Annotated in this window: 15 protein-coding genes; 8 read left to right on the top strand and 7 right to left on the bottom strand. The window is 65.0% G+C overall.

Features of this window, described 5'->3' with window-relative positions:
• Positions 1-157: 157 nt before the first annotated feature.
• The 4 genes from ACE3P9_RS03060 (at position 158) to ACE3P9_RS03045 (ending at position 4,101) form a co-directional block, all read left to right on the top strand.
• Positions 158-748, top strand: coding sequence for a helix-turn-helix domain-containing protein (locus ACE3P9_RS03060; RefSeq protein ID WP_374491775.1), 591 nt, complete (start codon positions 158-160; stop codon positions 746-748).
• Between the two features lie 667 nt (positions 749-1,415).
• The gene (locus ACE3P9_RS03055; RefSeq protein WP_374491774.1) at positions 1,416-2,339 is read left to right on the top strand and encodes a GTPase family protein; all 924 of its coding nucleotides are present in this window, start codon (positions 1,416-1,418) and stop codon (positions 2,337-2,339) included.
• Between the two features lie 209 nt (positions 2,340-2,548).
• Positions 2,549-3,538 carry an IS5 family transposase gene (locus ACE3P9_RS03050; protein ID WP_374491773.1) on the top strand — a complete coding sequence of 330 codons (990 nt, stop codon included), beginning with the start codon at positions 2,549-2,551 and terminating at the stop codon, positions 3,536-3,538.
• A gap of 416 nt (positions 3,539-3,954) precedes the next feature.
• Positions 3,955-4,101, top strand: a complete 147-nt coding sequence (locus ACE3P9_RS03045) for a hypothetical protein (RefSeq protein ID WP_374491772.1) — start codon at positions 3,955-3,957, stop codon at positions 4,099-4,101.
• Between the two features lie 160 nt (positions 4,102-4,261).
• Here the strand turns inward: ACE3P9_RS03045 and ACE3P9_RS03040 are convergent, their stop codons facing one another.
• From ACE3P9_RS03040 to ACE3P9_RS03020, 5 genes are all read right to left on the bottom strand, one after another.
• The gene (locus tag ACE3P9_RS03040; RefSeq protein WP_374491771.1) at positions 4,262-4,888 is read right to left on the bottom strand and encodes a chorismate lyase; all 627 of its coding nucleotides are present in this window, start codon (positions 4,886-4,888) and stop codon (positions 4,262-4,264) included.
• Between the two features lie 70 nt (positions 4,889-4,958).
• Positions 4,959-5,756, bottom strand: coding sequence for an SDR family oxidoreductase (locus ACE3P9_RS03035; RefSeq protein WP_374491770.1), 798 nt, complete (start codon positions 5,754-5,756; stop codon positions 4,959-4,961).
• Between the two features lie 17 nt (positions 5,757-5,773).
• Positions 5,774-6,502, bottom strand: coding sequence for an LPS export ABC transporter periplasmic protein LptC (gene lptC, locus ACE3P9_RS03030; RefSeq protein WP_374491769.1), 729 nt, complete (start codon positions 6,500-6,502; stop codon positions 5,774-5,776).
• Positions 6,499-7,107, bottom strand: a complete 609-nt coding sequence (locus tag ACE3P9_RS03025) for a KdsC family phosphatase (protein ID WP_374491768.1) — start codon at positions 7,105-7,107, stop codon at positions 6,499-6,501. The genes lptC and ACE3P9_RS03025 overlap by 4 nt, the downstream gene beginning before the upstream one ends.
• Position 7,108: 1 nt before the next feature.
• On the bottom strand, positions 7,109-8,131 hold the full coding sequence (locus tag ACE3P9_RS03020; protein ID WP_374491767.1) for an SIS domain-containing protein: 1,023 nt from the start codon (positions 8,129-8,131) through the stop codon (positions 7,109-7,111).
• A 360-nt stretch (positions 8,132-8,491) separates the two neighbouring features.
• On the opposite strand from ACE3P9_RS03020, the gene ACE3P9_RS03015 reads away from it, so the two are divergent.
• The 3 genes from ACE3P9_RS03015 (at position 8,492) to ACE3P9_RS03005 (ending at position 13,338) form a co-directional block, all read left to right on the top strand.
• Positions 8,492-9,877 carry a lytic murein transglycosylase gene (locus ACE3P9_RS03015; protein WP_374491766.1) on the top strand — a complete coding sequence of 462 codons (1,386 nt, stop codon included), beginning with the start codon at positions 8,492-8,494 and terminating at the stop codon, positions 9,875-9,877.
• 410 nt (positions 9,878-10,287) lie between these two features.
• Positions 10,288-12,588: an NADP-dependent malic enzyme gene (locus ACE3P9_RS03010; protein WP_374491939.1), complete on the top strand. Its 2,301-nt coding sequence runs from the start codon at positions 10,288-10,290 to the stop codon at positions 12,586-12,588.
• A 78-nt stretch (positions 12,589-12,666) separates the two neighbouring features.
• Positions 12,667-13,338, top strand: coding sequence for a LysE family transporter (locus tag ACE3P9_RS03005; protein ID WP_374491765.1), 672 nt, complete (start codon positions 12,667-12,669; stop codon positions 13,336-13,338).
• A gap of 85 nt (positions 13,339-13,423) precedes the next feature.
• Here the strand turns inward: ACE3P9_RS03005 and ubiA are convergent, their stop codons facing one another.
• Complete coding sequence (ubiA, locus tag ACE3P9_RS03000; RefSeq protein WP_374491764.1) at positions 13,424-14,299, bottom strand: 4-hydroxybenzoate octaprenyltransferase; 876 nt, start codon at positions 14,297-14,299, stop codon at positions 13,424-13,426.
• Positions 14,300-14,356: 57 nt separating this feature from the next.
• The gene (locus tag ACE3P9_RS02995; protein ID WP_374491763.1) at positions 14,357-15,355 is read right to left on the bottom strand and encodes a LysR substrate-binding domain-containing protein; all 999 of its coding nucleotides are present in this window, start codon (positions 15,353-15,355) and stop codon (positions 14,357-14,359) included.
• 294 nt (positions 15,356-15,649) lie between these two features.
• On the opposite strand from ACE3P9_RS02995, the gene ACE3P9_RS02990 reads away from it, so the two are divergent.
• On the top strand, positions 15,650-17,380 hold the full coding sequence (locus ACE3P9_RS02990; protein ID WP_374491762.1) for a long-chain-fatty-acid--CoA ligase: 1,731 nt from the start codon (positions 15,650-15,652) through the stop codon (positions 17,378-17,380).
• Positions 17,381-17,386: the final 6 nt, after the last annotated feature.

Here is a 17,386-nt window from a genome sequence, read left to right as displayed (position 1 = left end):
TGCCTGCTGAGAGTGTTTTAGGAAAGTTTTGATCTATTCTTGCAGATCAAAAAGTTGTGTAGATATATAAAAATAGATTTTCATTGGAGATCTGCTTGATTGCAGATGCCTGTTTGCATATCATGAATCAAGAATGATATGTTTTTGTAGATCAAGTATGACTTACGAAGCGGAAAGGCTGGCAGCGACCTTAAAGGCTGCACGAGAGAAGAAGACGCTCAGCCAACGAACGCTGAGCGTGCGCGCCGGCGTACCGCAGTCGCACATCTCCAAGATCGAGCATGGCAAGGTGAACCTCACCGTCTCGAGCCTGACCGCCATCGCCCATGCGCTTGATCTGGAGTTGGCACTCGTTCCGCGCAAGGCCATGCCCGCTGTCAACTCGATCACACGCAGCGTGGATGACGTGCCGCAGGCTCCGTCCGATGTGCGTAAAGAAATTTCTCGGGTTGCCAAGCAACTCAACCACATCAGGGTTTCAAGCATGGACCCATCAGGATTTGAAGACCTGAATCGTCAGTTCCGTGAGCTTCGGCAATACGCACATCTCATCACGAACGCCGAGGCCCTCCGCGGCCTCAGAGAGGCCCTCAATGAATGTGAGGAATCAGGAGGTCATGGGAACCTGCGGGACATCACCAGGCAGGTGAGTGACATCCGAAACGCGCTGGCCCATGGCAGTACGGGCTCGGATCGTCCGGGCTTGCCGCGCCCTGCCTATCGACTGGATGAGGACAATGATGAGTAGCGCCTCTGTACTGAATGTGAATCTCTACGACGAACCCATCGGGACTCTGACCCATGTCAGCGGAGATCGCACGCTCTTTGCATTCACGGATGCATATATCGAAAACGACGACAGGCCGACTCTTGGCCGAAAGGATGCGTGGCCGAATGTCTGGGGAGCCATGGCGTAGGTGCAGGTGTAAATGGTTTCGTGCGAGACAGCGCGCTGTGGCATAGGTCACATGCATTTGAGTGCGTCTGCAATCTGAGAGAGTGAGCGTGCAGTCCCAGGAAATGCTCTATCATCTCGAAGAGCAGGGTATCGACGTTCGGCTTGGAGCTGCCTGCTGTAGGTAAAGTGAGCGCGATGCGCATGCAAGAGGTGTGGGCCGAGTGCGCATGGCGCTCTGGTATGTGGCAAAACGTGCCGTGCCAGTTTGCGTATGATGGTTTAAGGCGGCGTTGTAGCACGAAGGCCATGTGGCATGGCGAGGGGTTATCAGCCCTGCATCATTATGCATAGCTGCGCGTCCTTCTGCGGCCAGTTGTTCGTGGTGTTTTCTCATAGTGCAACCTTAAGTGTGGAGGTATGCGCACTTGATTGCGAACGCGCTATGAAATTGAATTTTAACTAAATGATTTATTATTTTAACTGCCCGCCTTGGGCTTAAATACCACGGAGAGATTGTATGAGCGATAAATCTATTGAGGAACGTATTTCAATGCTCGCCGGCATGGGCTTGCCTTCTTCTATTTTGAGGGGGCTTCCAAATGGCGCGCAAGAAAAAATGGAAGATTTTATTAAAGAAAAAATTAGTCAAATTAGAAATTACACGCCTAAAGTTGGTGTTTTTGGAAATTCTGGGGTTGGAAAATCAAGCCTTTGCAACGCACTCTTTGGAAAAGAAGTCGCAAAGATCTCCGATGTTGAGGCATGCACCAGGGGGCCGCAAGAAATACTGATTGGAAAAAATAATGGCGAGGGTGGAATAATCCTAATCGATGTGCCTGGAATTGGTGAAGACCCGGAGCATCATCAAGAATATACAAAACTTTATATAAGTCTTGCTTCTGAACTTGATCTTATTTTGTGGTTGATCAAAGCGGATGACAGAAATTATGCATCAAGTCTTGAAGCATATAAAAATGTAAAAAAGGCAAATCCAGAAATACCGGTCATTTTTGTAATCACTCAGGTTGCAAAAACCAATCCATTTCGGGAATGGAATTTTCAAAAAAATGAACCCGGGATCGATCAAAAAAAGAATATTGTTGTGAAGGAGCATGATATTTCAAAACGGTTTGAAATATCAACTAAGTTTATAATTTCAATATCTTCTGAAGAAAAATTCAATCTCAAGAAGCTCGTTGATTTGGTGGTTGAAGTGCTGCCCAACGAAACGAAGTACTCTTTCACTCGGGAAACAAAAGAGGAGAACGTAAGCGAAGAGGCACGCGCGAACGCTGAAAAGGGGGCCTGGGAGAATACATGGGAAAGTGTTAAAGAATGGTTGGGGGAAATGTATGATAAATTCAAAGAGCCGCTTAAGGAGTTGGCGGTGGGAATTATAGAAAAAACCATTCAAAATATTTTGGGAAAATATAAATCTTGATGATTTTTTGCGAGAGAATGCCTGCCAAATCGCGTTCAGTAGCTCCGTGGTTGCCGCTATTTGAAGCTGAAATTGTCGGCATTTGGAATAGAAATGACATTTTTATCCATGCTGGCGTTCTGTGTACAAACGAAGGGTCTAGGGAAGGTCTGCAAAACCCCCGGCAATTCTGCTACCCGGAATGCCGAAGAGCTGCAACGATGCAAGCCATGAAGCAAGCTGATCTGGGCCTGAGCCTGACGACGAAGAAGACGCGCAAGCGCGAGTTCCTGGTGCAGATGGAGCGCGTGGTGCCGTGGGCCGCGCTGGTGGGGCTGGTGTTGCCCTATGCGCCCGCGGCCAAGACGGGGCGCCCGCCGTTTCCGGTGGAGACGATGCTGCGCATCCACTTCATGCAGCAGTGGTTCACGCTCAGCGACCCGGCGATGGAAGAGGCGCTGCACGACGTGCCGCTGTTCCGGGAGTTCGCCAATCTGGGTTGGGACAAGCGGTTGCCCGACGAAAGCACCATCCTGCGATTCCGGCACCTGCTGGAGGCGCACAAGCTCGCCGAACCGATATTGGCCACCGTCAACGAGTTGCTGCGCGACAAGGGGCTGATGCTCAAGGCGGGCACCGTCGTCGACGCTACGCTGATCGCGGCGCCGAGTTCGACCAAGAACCAAAGTGGCGAGCGTGACCCGGAGATGCATCAGGCCAAGAAGGGCAACCAGTGGCACTTCGGCATGAAGGCGCACATCGGGGTGGACGCCGAGTCGGGACTGGTGCACACCGTGCGTGGCACGGCGGCCAACGTCAACGATGTGGTCGAGGCCAACGCACTGCTGCATGGCGAGGAGACCGAGGCCTTCGGTGACGCCGGCTACCAAGGCGTGAGCAATCGGCCTGATGCCAATGAAGACGTCCAGTGGCACGTTGCCATGCGGCCCGGCAAGCGCCGGGCGCTTGACAAGACCAAGCCGCTGGACGCGCTCGTCGATGAGATCGAACGTCTGAAGGCCAGCGTGCGCGCCAAGGTTGAGCATCCGTTCCGCGTCGTCAAGCGCCAGTTCGGGCATGTGAAGGTGCGCTACCGCGGACTGAAGAAGAACACGGCGCAGTTGGTGACGCTGTTCGCTCTGTCGAACCTGTGGATGGCGCGTCGAGCGTTGCTGGCACTGGATGGACAACTCCGTCCGAAAGCGGCGAATGCGGCTTGAAGAACGCGGAAATGCGACCCTGGCGGCCTCAAATAGGCCCCCAGGGGCGCATCGCACGCAGCGGATCGGTTGGTTCACAGCGTTCACGCCGGTGCTCGCACTGGATGTGGGTTATTCAGACTGTCCCTTATCGGTTGAGGGTGTTGCACTTGAGTGTTGACGGTGCCTATGATAAACTTTATAAGTTTATATATAATCCACAACAACCCATGTATACATGGAGATGGAGTTTAATATGTCATTGTGTGATGATATTAATACTGAGATTGGTCAGGGACGTCTTGCGAATACATGGACGACTGCCAATCTAGTTGCAAATGCCAATTTGCGCGAAAATTATGCAGAGTCGACATTGAGAACAGAACCGCCGAATCTGTCAACAAGTCAGCGCGGGCTGAATTTGGGAGATGGATATCATGTTCGTTCTGGTGCAACGGCAGTTTTTGAGAGAATTGGGAGAAGAGGAGGCGCTCTCCTTTATCGTATTTTATAAATTCCGCATCCCGGATTATTGTAAAGTCGCTTACGCCTTAGCGTCTGCTCCAATTTCTCTGCGCCGGTGAAGCACGCAACCATTCCATCGATTCTGTGGTGTGTCACATGGTAATTTTTCTACGGTATCGATCGCTGCGTGCTTTTTCTTTTTTGCTGTCAGTTGTTCGTGGTGTGTTCTCATCGAGAGAACCTTATCGGTGGGATGATGCACGTGATTGTTGACTGCGTCTATTGATTCTGCCGCGCTGCCACAGACGAATCCCACACGCCGGGGGCGAACCATTCGGTCACGATCAGGGGAGCCTGTGCGCGCACGAAGACCGAGCTGCGTCGCCACACTGCGCGGGGGGGGAGGGGCGGGGTGGGGTCTGCTGGGCGGGGCCAGAGTCGCAGCACGTGGCGGGCGGCGGGGCTGGCAGGGGCATCGCGCTGCGCCACGAGCGGGGAGCGGCGGATGCGCGGGGTGTCATAGAGCAGCTGTGCGAGGGGGGAGCGGCCCAGTCCACGCAGGCCGCTCCAGCGCAGTCGGGCGTGGGGGGCGAGCACGGCCGAACGGGCCAGCACGGCGGGCCAGGGGCGGCCGTCGGGCAGGGTGCACCACAGCACCACGGTGCGCACATGGGCTACGCCGCCGTGCCGGAATTGCCCGCGTTGCAGGGCGCGTGCTTCTTCCGGCCACAGCGGGGCTGCGCCCTGCTGCAGCACCTCGACCTGTACCGGCCCGATGGCCTGTGCCAGATGCCGGGTGAGTGAACCGGGGGCCTGCAGCCAGCTCCGGGCCTGCCGTGCGCGCGGCCATGCCGCACCCGGCTGGCGGACAGGGGGGCTGGCGGGCATGGAGGCAGGGGAGAACATGGGCGGTGCAGAGACGGGAAAGGCGAAATCGGCGCAACAAAGAAAGGAGACCGGCAGGGCGGCCGCCGGCTCAGGGCTGCCCGTCGGGCGTGAGGCGCGGCTTGCGTGGGCGGCCGGCCAGCAGACGGTCGAAGACGGCGTTGGGCAGCAGCCGCAGGAGCCGGGCGACGACGGCCATCTGCCAGGGAATGACGCGGTAGCTGCGTCCGGCCCGGATGGTGGGCCATGCGCGGCGGGCGAATTCGGCCGCAGAGATCAGGAAGGGGCGTGCATAGGTGTCGTGCGCCGTCATGGGGGTGTCGATGTAGCCCGGCACCAGCGTGACCACGGGTACGCCTGCTGCGCGCAGTTCGCCGCGCAGACTCTCGCAGTAGGCGATGACGGCGGCCTTGCTGGCGCAGTAGGCGCCGTGTCCGGGCAGGCCGCGGATGCCGGTCATGCTGGCCACGCCCACGAGCGTGCCGCGCCCGGCGGCCCGCATGGGCGCCACAAAGGGGTGGAAGGTGGCCGCGAGCCCCATGACGTTGGTGTCGAGAATGCGCTGCATCACGTCCAGATCGGCCCGCTCGGCGGTGTCGATGCCATGGCTGATGCCGGCACAGGCCGCCACCACGTCGGGCAGGCCCAGCGTCTGCAGGCAGGTGTGTCCTGCGACGACGATGGAGTCGGTATCGGTCACGTCGGCCGCCAGAATGGCATGGCGTGCCGGATCGAGGCCCTGCTGCGTGGCCCAGGTGTGCACCGTGTCCGCGCGGCGGCTCACCAGGCAGAGCCGCCAGCCCAGGGCGTAGGCATGCAGGGCCAGCGCCTGCCCGATGCCGCTCGATGCGCCGGTCACGTACAGCAGGGGAGCCGTGGGTGCGGTCATGGACGTGGGAGGAGGCGTCAGCGCGCGGCAGAGGCGGGCCGGATGGTGGCGTGCACGCGGCCACGCACCTCCAGCACCTTGCTTTCGCCGGTGTAGTCGAGTCCGGAGCCGGTCATCACGTCGGTGCCGCGCGTGATGCGCACGGGCTGGTCGGAGCTGATGCGCTCGCCGCGCCGGAGGATGTGCAGAAAATCCCCCGCAAAGCCCAGCGGCTCGGCTGGCCGGGAGGCCCCAGGGGCAGGCGGTGCGGTGCGCACCACGTGCACGTGGTCGAAGAGCCGCACGTCGTCGCCCTTGCGGTCGGAGATGGCGCGGTCGGCCGTGGAGCGGATGTCGGCGCCTCTGCTGTCCTGGCTGTAGCCCTGCACTGTGCGGGCGTGGATGGTGTCGTCGACCGGCAGATGCTCGCCGTACACGGCGGTGATGTCGTTGTGCAGGGCGCCCTGGCCGTCATAGCTGCGGATGCGAAAGTCGCGCATGTAGTAGTCGGGCTCGCTTGCGGGAGGGGCGGCGCGGGGGCCTTCTTCCTTGGGCATGTTGTGTACCAGCCAGCCGGTGGCCAGTGCCAGGATGAGCAGCAGCCCCATGGGCAGAAAATCCGCCACCCGGCGCCGGGTGCGGTCGTACCACGTCTCGGGAGCGCTGCCGGCCACGGCCGGATGCAGGGCGCCCAGATCGAGCACGGGTGCCCGTGCGGGCACCGGGGCCTGCGGAGGAGGGGGAGACGAGGGCGTGGCCGGATTCATGGGGCAAGGTCTCCGCCGTCCCGATCGGCGCCGGGCGTGTGCAGGTAGGGGGCCAGGAGCGCGGCATAGCGCCCGGACGCCTGCAGCAGCAGGTCGCAGGCTTCGCGCAGGGCGCCTGCGCCGCCGCCGGCCTGGGTGACGTAGTGCACGCGGCCCCGCACTTCAGGGTGGGCGTGCGCCGGTGCCATGGCATAGGCTGCGCGGGTGAGCAGGGGCAGGTCGGGCCAGTCGTCGCCCATGGCGGCAGCCTGGTGCCAGCCGAGCCCCAGTTCGGCAAGGATGCGTTCGGCCGCAGGCGCCTTGTCCTCGGTGCCGAAGACCGCATGCGTCACGCCCAGCGCCTGGAGCCGCACGCGCAGCGGCGCGCTGTCCCGGCCCGAGATCACCGCCGGAACGATGCCCGCGCGCTGCAGCAGCTTGAGCCCGTGGCCGTCGAGCGTGTGGAAGCGCTTGACCGTCTCGCCGGTCTCGGTATAGAGGAGGCCGCCGTCGGTGAAGACGCCGTCCACGTCCAGAAACACCACACGCACTTCCTGGGCGCCGATGAGCACTTCGGGCGGAAACTGCAGCAGGGGCCGGTCGGAGGAGGGAAGAAGGGCCGCCATGTCAGATCACCTTGGCCAGCATGAGGTCGTGGGTGTTGAGGGCACCGAGCAGCAGGCCGTCGGCATCGGTCACGGCCACGCTGTTGATGCGGTGCTCTTCCATGAGGCGGGCCGCATCGGCGGCCAGCGCGTCGGGCCGGATGGTCCAGGGATGCGGATGCATCAGCGTGGCGGCGGTCTGGCTGCGCAGGTCGGCCCCGCGTTCGAGCAGGCGGCGCAGATCGCCGTCGGTGAAGATGCCCACGGCCCGTCCGGCCTCGTCGACCACGACCGTGGCGCCCAGACCCTTGGCGCTCATCTCGCGCATGACGGTGCTGAAGTCCGCTGCCAGCGGCACGGCCGGTGCGGCATCGCCGGCGCGCATGACATCGGCCACCGTGGTGAGCAGCCGTCGGCCCAGCGCGCCGCCCGGGTGCGAGCGGGCAAAGTCTTCGGCCCTGAATCCGCGTGCATCCAGCAGGGCCACGGCCAGGGCATCGCCCAGTGCGAGCTGCACGGTGGTGCTGGCGGTGGGGGCGAGGTTGAGGGGGCAGGCTTCCTTCTCGACGCTGCTGTCGATCACGATGTCGGCATGGCGTGCGAGCGTGGAGTGCAGTCCGCCCGTCATGACCACCACCGGCACGCCGAGGCGCCGGAGTACGGGCATGATGCGGGTGAGCTCCTCGCTCTCGCCGCTGTTGCTGATGGCGAGCACCACATCCACTTCGCGCACCATGCCCAGGTCGCCGTGGCTGGCCTCGGCCGGGTGCACGAACAGTGCCGGCGTGCCGGTGGAGGCGAGGGTGGCGGCGATCTTGCGGCCCACATGGCCGCTTTTGCCCATGCCCATCACCACTACCCGCCCACGGGCGGCGAGGATCAGGGACACCGCCTCCACGAGGGCGGCGCCTGCCGGACCTTCGCGCAGGCGCCGGGCAGCGGCCTGCAGGGCAGAGGTTTCGATGTCGAGGGCGCTGACGGCCAGCTGCAGCACGTGGGCCGCATCCGGCTGCGCGGGCCGTGCAGAGGGGGGAACGGTGCTCATCGGGGCATTGTAGCGGCGCCGTCCCGCGCGGCGGAGGCGGCTGGGCATGGCCCGGATCCCGTATGGGCAAGGAAGCACCGCCGCACGGCGTGACAGAATGAAGACTTCCTGAAAAGCGTGCAGCGCCCTTGTACTTGCCATGGCACTGGGCGTCCCATGCGCCGGTGTGCCGATGCGGCGGCAGGTGGCGCCTACGGGTTCCCAGCTGACGGCCCCGCTCTGCCCTTGCATGCCCCTCTTTGCCCTTCTCTCCACCTTCTGTTTCGAGGAACGTCCATGCCCCTGTCGTCTGCGATCTTGCCCTGTTTCCCTGGTCGGCAGTTTCGGCCGGCATTGTCTGCATCTCACGCCGGCCCGCGCATGCGTTCTGGCCGGTGGGCCGTGCGGCCCGCTGTGACGGCCTGTGCGCTGGCGCTGAGCTCTCTGGCAGGCTGGGCCCAGGAGGCGCCCGGGCCGGACGCCCCTGAACCCGATTCCATGCAGGCGCAGAAGCCGGCGCAGCTGGAGGCTCCCGGGAGCGACTTCGCGCAGTGCCTCGACGGGCTGCGCCAGACAGGCGGCTTTGCCCGCATCGACGAGGCCACCTGGCAGCGCTACGTGGTGCCCCTGCAGCCTGACATGAGCGTGCTGCCGCTCCTGAACCGGCAGCCCGAATTCTCGCTTCGCCCCTGGGACTACCTGGCCCAGCTCGTCGATGCCGAGCGCGTGGCCGATGGCCGGGCCGCCTATCGCCGCTGGCAGGATGTGCTCCAGCGCATCGGAGCCGAGTACGGTGTGGACCCGGCCATGGTGGTCGGGGTGTGGGGCATCGAGAGCAACTTCGGGCAGAACGTCGGAGGGCGGCCACTGGTGCAGTCGCTGGCTACCCTGTCGTGCTACGGGCGGCGGCAGACGTACTTCCGCACCGAGTTCGCCAACGCCCTGCGCATCCTGCAGGATGGCGACATTCCCGCCTCGCAGCTCAACGGTTCCTGGGCCGGTGCCTTCGGGCAGACGCAGTTCATGCCCAGCACCTTCCTGCGCACGGCGGTCGATTTCGACGGGGATGGCCGGCGCGACATCGTGGGCAGCGTGCCCGACGCCCTGGCCTCCACCGCGCGGTTTCTGCAGCAGGCGGGCTGGCGCACGGGCGAGCCCTGGGGCTACGAGGTGCAGCTGCCGCCCGGTTTCGACGCCAGCGGCGCCGGGCGCCGCAACCGGCAGGATGTGGGCCTGTGGGCTGCGCAGGGCGTGACGCTCCCGGGCGGCGCGCCCCTGCCGGCGGTGCCCGACCGTGCCGGCCTGATGCTGCCGGCTGGCCCGCAGGGCCCTGCCTTTCTGGTGGGACGCAACTTCGACACCCTGTACCGCTACAACGCCAGCGAGAACTACGCGCTCGCCATTGCCCATCTGTCGGACCTCATCGCGGGGCGCGATCGCTCCGTGGCCTTCCGCACTGCCTGGCCCACGGACGATCCCGGCCTGAGCCGCGCCGACAACCGCGAGCTGCAGCGCCTGCTGCTCGCGCGCGGCCATGCCGTGGGCGTGGCCGATGGCCTGATCGGAGCCCGCACGCGGGACGCCATCCGTGCCGAGCAGGCCCGCCTGGGCATGCCGGTCACCGGCAGGGCCGGGCAGCGTCTGCTCGCGGCGCTGCGTGGCGGCGGCGCACGCCCGGTGCAGGACGTGTCGCCTGCAGCACCGGCAGCCGTGCGGCCAGCTCGGCCCGTACCCAGAGCGGCAGGGCTGGGGCAGACGGACTTCTGAGCCACGGATCACTGCGCCGCGCGATGTTGCGCTACGTCATGCCCTGTCGCTGAAGTGCACCGTCCCGGTGCCAGGGGCTGTTCCGATTCCCTCTTTGTGTGCGAAAATGCAAGGTTCCACCGTCGAGGGCCTACCGGCCCTTGACGCGCATTCAGGTGGGGGTGCGCCTTTCGACGGCTCCCGGGCAGCGAACCGCCCGGGGTGCTGCACAAACACCCCGAGAGCCACACTGCCCGCTGCCCGCGCGGCCAATTCCGATGCCCGGGGTGGGGGAGGTGGTTTTTGTTTCTGCAGGGAACGCCCATGGCCGGGGGAATGACCGGCCTCCGGCAGCCACAGGCCGGCGCGTTCCGCAGCAACGCAGCAGCATGACCTCCTTGAAGGACCACAACGTGACGACCGATAGCTCCATGTCTTCCGCCGCTCCCGGCTCGGATCTGCGCGAAGCCGCGCTGGAATACCACCGCAGCCCGGTGCGCGGAAAGATTTCCGTCAATGCCACCAAGCCCCTGTCCAACCAGCGCGACCTGAGTCTGGCCTATTCGCCGGGCGTGGCGTATCCCTGCCTCGACATCCAGGCCGATCCGGCCTGTGCGGCCGAGTACACCGCGCGCGGCAATCTGGTCGGCGTGGTCACCAACGGCACGGCCGTGCTGGGGCTGGGCGACATCGGCCCGCTGGCCGGCAAGCCGGTCATGGAAGGCAAGGGCTGCCTGTTCAAGAAGTTCGCCGGCATCGACGTGTTCGACATCGAGCTCGCCGAGCGCGACCCCGACAAGCTCGTGGACATCATCGCCGCCCTCGAACCCACGCTCGGCGGTGTGAACCTGGAAGACATCAAGGCCCCCGAGTGCTTCTACATCGAGAAGCGCCTGCGCGAGCGCATGCAGATTCCCGTGTTCCACGACGACCAGCACGGCACCGCCATCATCTCCAGCGCCGCGCTGCTCAACGGGCTCGAACTCGTGGGCAAGGACATCGGCAAGGTCAAGGTGGCCGTCTCCGGCGCCGGCGCTGCCGCCCTGGCCTGCCTGGACCTGATGGTCGAGCTCGGCGTGCGGCGCGACAACGTGTACGTGTGCGACTCCAAGGGCCTCATCTATGACGGCCGCCCGGCAGGCTTCGACGAGTCCAAGGCGCGCTATGCGCAGCCCGACACCGGCGAGCGCACCCTGGCGGACGTGGTCGAGAACGCCGACGTGTTCCTCGGCTGCTCCACGTCCAACGTGCTCACTGCCGACATGGTCAAGACCATGGCGCCCACCCCCATCATCCTGGCGCTGGCCAACCCCGACCCGGAAATCCGTCCCGAAGTCGCCCGTGCCGCGCGTCCGGACTGCATCATCGCCACCGGCCGCTCGGACTATCCGAACCAGGTCAACAACGTCCTGTGCTTCCCGTACATCTTCCGTGGCGCGCTCGACTGCGGCGCCACGCGCATCACCGAGGCCATGAAGCTCGCCTGCGTGCGCGAGATCGCGGCCCTGGCCAAGATGGAGATCAGCGACGAGGTCGCGTCGGCCTATGTCGGGCAGGAGCTGCGCTTCGGCCCCGAATACATCATCCCCAAGCCGTTCGACAGCCGCCTCATCCTGCGCATCGCGCCGGCCGTGGCGCTGGCGGCGCAGGAATCCGGCGTGGCCACCCGCCCCATCGCGGACATGCACGCCTACCGCGAAAGCCTCAAGATGTTCGTGAACCACACGAGCATGTTCATGCGCCCCGTCTTCAACATGGCGCGTGCCGTGGATTCGGGTCGCAAGCGCGTGATCTACGCCGAGGGCGAGGACGAGCGCGTGCTGCGCGCCGTGCGTCAGGCCGTCGATGAAGGCATTGCCGAGCCGATCCTCATTGGCCGTCCCGACATCATCGAGGAACGCATCCGCCGCCTGGGCCTCAATCTGCACCTCGGGCCGGACGTGGGCGTGATCGACCCCGAGAACGATCCCCGCTTCCGCACCTACTGGGAAACCTACCACACGCTCATGGGCCGGGACGGCGTCACCCCCGACGCGGCCAAGATGGCCGTGCGCCGCAGCAATACCGTCATCGGTGGTCTGGCCGTGCGTCTGGGCGATGCCGATGCCATGATCTGCGGTCTGGTGGGCAGCTACGACCGCCACCTCGACACTCTGCGCAACATCATCGGCACCCAGCCCGGCGAAAAGTTCGCGGCGCTCAACGCCGTCATCCTCGAAAACCAGACGCTGTTCATTGCCGACACCTTCGTCAACGAGGACCCCAGCGCCGAGGAGCTCGCGCACATTGCGCTGCTGTCGGCCGTGGAGGTGCAGCGCTTCGGCATCACGCCGCGCGTGGCTTTCCTGTCGCACTCCAACTTCGGCACCAGCCGCCGCGCCAGCGCCCGCAAGATGCGCGAGGCCGAGGAAATCTTCCGCCGGCTGGCCCCGCACATCGAAAGCGAAGGCGAGATGCAGGGCGACAACGCCATGGACGCCGAGCTGCGCCGCCACATGCTGCCCTCCAACCGCATGAATGGCTCGGCCAACGTCCTGATCTGCCCGAACCTGGATGCCGCCAACATCCTGTTCAACATGCTCAAGATCACGGGCGGCAACGGCCTCACCATCGGCCCGGTCCTCATGGGGGCCGCCGCCAGCGTGCACATCCTCACGCCCAGCGCCACCATGCGCCGCGTGCTCAACCAGACCGCGCTGGCCGTGGCTGCCGCAGAGGCACGCCGCAAGTAAGGCGCTGCAGCGGCCCGGTGCGTGGGTGCCGGGTCCTGCCGCTCCGAGCTGGCTGCGCCGCTCGCATCCCCTGCCGCCATGGATCTGCATCTCTGGGTTGCCTACCTCGCGGCAGCCGTGCTCATCGCCCTGTCGCCGGGTTCCGGTGCGGTGCTTTCGATCACGCACGGCAGCCAGCACGGGGTGCGTGGTGCCAGTGCCGCCATCGCGGGGCTCGAAGGCGGGCTCCTGGCCATTCTGCTGGTCGCAGGGCTGGGGGTGGGGTCGCTGCTGGTGGCCTCCGAGCGGGCCTTCTGGGCCGTCAAGGTGGCCGGGGCCTGCTATCTCTTCTACCTCGGGGTGCAGCAGTGGCGCAGCACGGGCAGCCTGCTGCCCGGCACCATCTCATCCACCGCCCCTGACGCGCAGGGCGGCCCGGCAGGCGGCGAGGCGCGTCCCTCGTGGGGCAGCCGCTTTCTGACGGGATTTCTCACCAACGTCACCAATCCCAAGGGCATCGTGTTCATGGTGGCAGTGCTGCCGCAGTTCATCGATCCCGCGCGTCCGCTTGCGCTGCAGCTCCTGATTCTTTCCGTCACCACGCTGTCCGTCGATGTGGTGGTGATGCACGGCTATGCCCTCTTTGGCCGCGCCCTGCGCCAGCTGCTGCAGTCCCCGCGCGCGGCATGCTGGCAGCGGCGCATCTTCGGCGGCTTTTTCATGGTGCTGGGCACGGGGCTGCTGTTCGTGCAGCGCCACCGGCAGGGCTAAGCGGCAGCCATTCAGGCGATGACCGCAGCAGGAGTCGTCGGGCTCAGTGAGCCTGCGCTGGGCGAGCAGGCTGCGGCAGCAGAGCTCAGGCCAGCAGCAGGGCTGCCACGAACACGGTCAGCCCGATCCAGTGGTTTTCGCGGAAGGCCACGAAGCAGCTGTCGCGCTGCCGGCGGTGGATCAGGTGCCAGTGCCAGCTCACCTGTGCCACCACGGCCGCCAGAGTGAGGTACCAGACGGCGAGCTTCCAGCCCGGCGCCCCATGTCCCAGCCCTGCATGCAGCCAGAAGATCGTCCACCACACCCCGGTATGCACGGCATAGAAGGCCATGATGCCGGCCACGTCGAAGCGGCCCAGCGTGATGGCCGAGGTCTTCATGCCGATGCGCAGGTCGTCGTCGCGGTCCACCATGGCGTACTCGGTGTCGTAGGCGAGTGTCCAGCACAGGTTGGCAATCAGCATCCATACCACCACGCCCGGCACGCTGTCCTGCACGGCGGCGTAGGCCATGGGCATGCCCATGCTGAAGGCCACGCCCAGCACGGCCTGCGGCATGGCAAAGAAGCGCTTGGTGAAGGGGTAGACGATGGTCACCAGAAGCGCCGGCACCGACCAGGCGATGGTGAGGGGATTGGTGGTGAGCACCAGCGCGAACGACACCAGCGCCAGCACGGCGCCCACGCCCAGTGCCTCGGGCACGCCCATGCGCCCGCTGGTGAGCGGGCGGTGCACGGTGCGCTTGACGTGCCGGTCGAAGTGGCGGTCGGCCACGTCGTTGATGCAGCAGCCCGCGCTGCGCATCAGGATGGTGCCGAGCGTGAAGACGGTCACCAGATGCCAGCCGGGCCAGCCTCGCGCGGCCAGCCACATGGCCGCCAGCGTCGGCCACAGCAGCAGCAGCCAGCCGGCAGGGCGGTTCCAGCGGATCAGGTCCAGGTACAGATGTAGTTTGTCTCGCATGGCTCGCCATTGTAGGCGCCGCACTCCACCGGGCGGAGACACACGAGGCGGCAGACCTCAGGCGTTGAGCCGCTCCACGCCGGGCAGGGCGCAGGCATGCACCGCGTTGCGCAGGGCGGCAATGGCCTCGTAGCGGGTGAAGCTGCGGCGCCACACCAGCACCACGCGGCGCGAGGGCGCCTCCCCGCTGAACGGGATGTAGTGCACAAAGGGTGCGTCGCTGTGAGGGCTCGCAGGGGTGGTGCGCACCGGCTGCATGTCGGTGGCATCCCCCGCCTCGTGGGCCAGCAGCACGGCTGGCGGCACGCTCAGGGCCGGCACCAGGGTCACGCCCATGCCTGCCGCCACCATGTGCTTGATGGTTTCGAGCGACGAGCCTTCGAAGCTCTTGCGGATGCCCTCGGCATGGCTCGAGTAGCGCGCGAACTCGGGGCAGACTTCCAGCACATGGTCGCGGAAGCAGTGGCCGGTGCCGAGCAGCAGCATGTGCTCGCGGCGCAGGTCCTCGGTGTCGATCCGGGCGCGCGCGGCCAGCGGGTGGTCTGCCGGCACTGCGGCCCAGAAGGGCTCGTTGTACAGCGCCGCCGAGGCCATGCCCGAGTCGGGAAAGGGCTCGGCCATGATGGCGCAGTCGATCTCGCCCGCCCGCAGCATCTCCAGCAGCCGGGTGGTGAAGTTCTCCTGGAGCATCAGCGGCATCTGCGGGGTGAGCGCCATGTTCTGGCGCACCAGGTCCGGCAGCAGGTAGGGGCCGATGGTGTAGATGATGCCGAGCCGCAGCGGCCCGGCGAGCGGGTCCTTGCCTCGCTTGGCGATGTCGCGGATGACGCCCGCCTGTTCGAGCACCACCTGCGCCTGCTGCACCAGCTCCTCGCCGATGGGGGTGAGCGTGACCTCGCTCGCGTTGCGCTCGAAGATTTTCACATCCAGCTCGTCTTCGAGCTTGCGCACCGCGACCGACAGGGTCGGCTGTGCCACGAAGCAGGCCTCCGCCGCACGTCCGAAATGCCTTTCGCGGGCCACGGCCACGATGTACTTGAGTTCGGTCAGAGTCATGGGCTGCGATGGTAGCAGCCCCCCGCAGCGCAGGGCGACCCGGTACCGAAATGCGACGCACTTCATCTCCCATGTACCATCCCGGCTTGGGGAAACTCCTGTGCCCCGGCAGGCCACAGTCGTGGAGCAGGGCCATTCCCCCGGGGTAAGATGAATCCCATATAAAACGAACGACTGTGCGAATTTCGCCCGCCTCCCGTCACCACCCGCCTGCGCGACCTGGGGGTGCCGCGCAGGACAGGGCGCAGCGCCCATGCCCTGCAGATTCCGGGCACCACAAGGAAGACAAGTCCCATGAGTGAGTTCACCGACAGCCGCCCCTGGCTCAAGCAGTATCCCGACGGGGTGCCGTCCGACATCGACACCGGCCGCTACCGCTCGCTGGTCGACCTGCTGGAAGACAGTTTCCTCAAGCACGCCGACAAGCCGGCCTACAGCATGATGGGGCAGGAGTTCAAGTACCACCGGCTGGAGACCTACAGCCGCAAGCTCGCCACCTATCTGCAGAAGCTCGGCCTGCAGCGCGGTGACCGCGTGGCGGTGATGATGCCCAACATCCTGCAGTACCCGATCGCGGTCATGGCCATCCTGCGGGCTGGCTTCGTGCTCGTCAACGTCAATCCGCTCTACACCGCACGCGAGCTCGAGCACCAGCTCCACGATTCCGGTGCCCGCGCCATCTTCATCATCGAGAACTTTGCCCACACCCTGGAGCAGTGCGTGGCACGCACCCACATCGAGCACGTGGTGCTCGCCTCCATGGGCGACCTCATGGGCACGCTCAAGGGCGGGCTCATCAACTACGTGGTGCGCCACGTCAAGAAAATGGTGCCCGCCTACGAGCTGCCCGGTGCCGTGCGCTTCAATGCGGCGCTGCGCCGCCACTCCCAGACCGAATACCAGCCGGTCACACTCGAACCCGACGACGTGGCCGCGCTCCAGTACACCGGCGGCACCACCGGCGTGGCCAAGGGCGCCGTGCTCCTGCACCGCAACCTCGTGGCCAACGTGCTGCAGTGCGAAGCCTGGTACATGCCGGCGCTCGCGCACCGGCCGCCGCACCACCAGATCGCCTTTGTCTGTGCCCTGCCGCTCTATCACATCTTTGCCTTCACGGTGAACATGATGCTGTGCTCGGTGCTGGGGGGCAAGAACATCCTGCTGCCCAACCCGCGCGACCTGCACGCGGTCATCAAGGAGCTGCGCGGGCATGTGTTCCACGCCTTCCCCGGCGTCAACACCCTGTTCAACGGGCTCGCACACCACCCCGAATTCGACCGCGTCGACTGGCGCCACCTGCGCATCACGGTGGGCGGCGGCATGGCCGTGCAGGGCGCCGTGGCCCGGCTGTGGCTGGAGAAGACCGGCTGCCCCATCGTGGAGGGCTACGGCCTCTCCGAAACCAGCCCGGTGGTGAGCTGCAACCCGGTCACCAACGACAAGTACACCGGCACCATCGGCGTGCCCGTGCCCGGCACCTGGGTCATGCTGGTCGACGACGAGGGATTCGAGGTCGAACGCCTCGGCGACCGGGGCGAAATCGCCGTCAAGGGGCCGCAGGTCATGGCCGGCTACTGGCAGCGCCCTGACGAAACCGCCCGCGCCATGACCCCCGAGGGCTACTTCCGCACCGGCGACATCGGCATCATGGACGCCAGCGGCTACATCACCATCGTGGACCGCAAGAAGGACATGATCCTCGTGAGCGGCTTCAACGTGTACCCCAACGAAGTCGAGGACGTGGTGGCTGCCGTGCCGGGCGTGCTCGAATGCGCGGCCATCGGCATCCCCGATGAGCGCACCGGCGAAGCCGTCAAGCTCTACGTGGTGCGCCAGCCAGGCAGCCAGGTTTCCGAGCAGGAAATCCGCGACCACTGCAAGGAAGACCTCACCGGCTACAAGCGCCCCCGCAGCATCGAGTTCCGCACCTCCCTGCCCAAGTCCCCCATCGGCAAGATCCTGCGCCGCGAACTGCGCGATGAGTATCTGGCTGCGCGTGCGGCGGAGATGCCCCCACAGACCTGAGGGCCA

It is taken from the genome of Allobrachymonas sp., from assembly GCF_041912815.1.
Lineage (GTDB): Bacteria > Pseudomonadota > Gammaproteobacteria > Burkholderiales > Burkholderiaceae_C > Brachymonas.
This window is presented reverse-complemented; position numbering and strand designations above follow the sequence as displayed.

Coding starts and splice junctions, on each gene's coding strand:
- ACE3P9_RS03060 (WP_374491775.1), top strand. CDS start 158: ATGACTTACGAAGCGGAAAGGCTGGCAGCGACCTTAAAGGCTGCACGA.
- ACE3P9_RS03055 (WP_374491774.1), top strand. CDS start 1,416: ATGAGCGATAAATCTATTGAGGAACGTATTTCAATGCTCGCCGGCATG.
- ACE3P9_RS03050 (WP_374491773.1), top strand. CDS start 2,549: ATGAAGCAAGCTGATCTGGGCCTGAGCCTGACGACGAAGAAGACGCGC.
- ACE3P9_RS03045 (WP_374491772.1), top strand. CDS start 3,955: ATGTTCGTTCTGGTGCAACGGCAGTTTTTGAGAGAATTGGGAGAAGAG.
- ACE3P9_RS03040 (WP_374491771.1), bottom strand. CDS start 4,888: ATGTTCTCCCCTGCCTCCATGCCCGCCAGCCCCCCTGTCCGCCAGCCG.
- ACE3P9_RS03035 (WP_374491770.1), bottom strand. CDS start 5,756: ATGACCGCACCCACGGCTCCCCTGCTGTACGTGACCGGCGCATCGAGC.
- lptC (WP_374491769.1), bottom strand. CDS start 6,502: ATGAATCCGGCCACGCCCTCGTCTCCCCCTCCTCCGCAGGCCCCGGTG.
- ACE3P9_RS03025 (WP_374491768.1), bottom strand. CDS start 7,107: ATGGCGGCCCTTCTTCCCTCCTCCGACCGGCCCCTGCTGCAGTTTCCG.
- ACE3P9_RS03020 (WP_374491767.1), bottom strand. CDS start 8,131: ATGAGCACCGTTCCCCCCTCTGCACGGCCCGCGCAGCCGGATGCGGCC.
- ACE3P9_RS03015 (WP_374491766.1), top strand. CDS start 8,492: ATGCGTTCTGGCCGGTGGGCCGTGCGGCCCGCTGTGACGGCCTGTGCG.
- ACE3P9_RS03010 (WP_374491939.1), top strand. CDS start 10,288: ATGTCTTCCGCCGCTCCCGGCTCGGATCTGCGCGAAGCCGCGCTGGAA.
- ACE3P9_RS03005 (WP_374491765.1), top strand. CDS start 12,667: ATGGATCTGCATCTCTGGGTTGCCTACCTCGCGGCAGCCGTGCTCATC.
- ubiA (WP_374491764.1), bottom strand. CDS start 14,299: ATGCGAGACAAACTACATCTGTACCTGGACCTGATCCGCTGGAACCGC.
- ACE3P9_RS02995 (WP_374491763.1), bottom strand. CDS start 15,355: ATGACTCTGACCGAACTCAAGTACATCGTGGCCGTGGCCCGCGAAAGG.
- ACE3P9_RS02990 (WP_374491762.1), top strand. CDS start 15,650: ATGAGTGAGTTCACCGACAGCCGCCCCTGGCTCAAGCAGTATCCCGAC.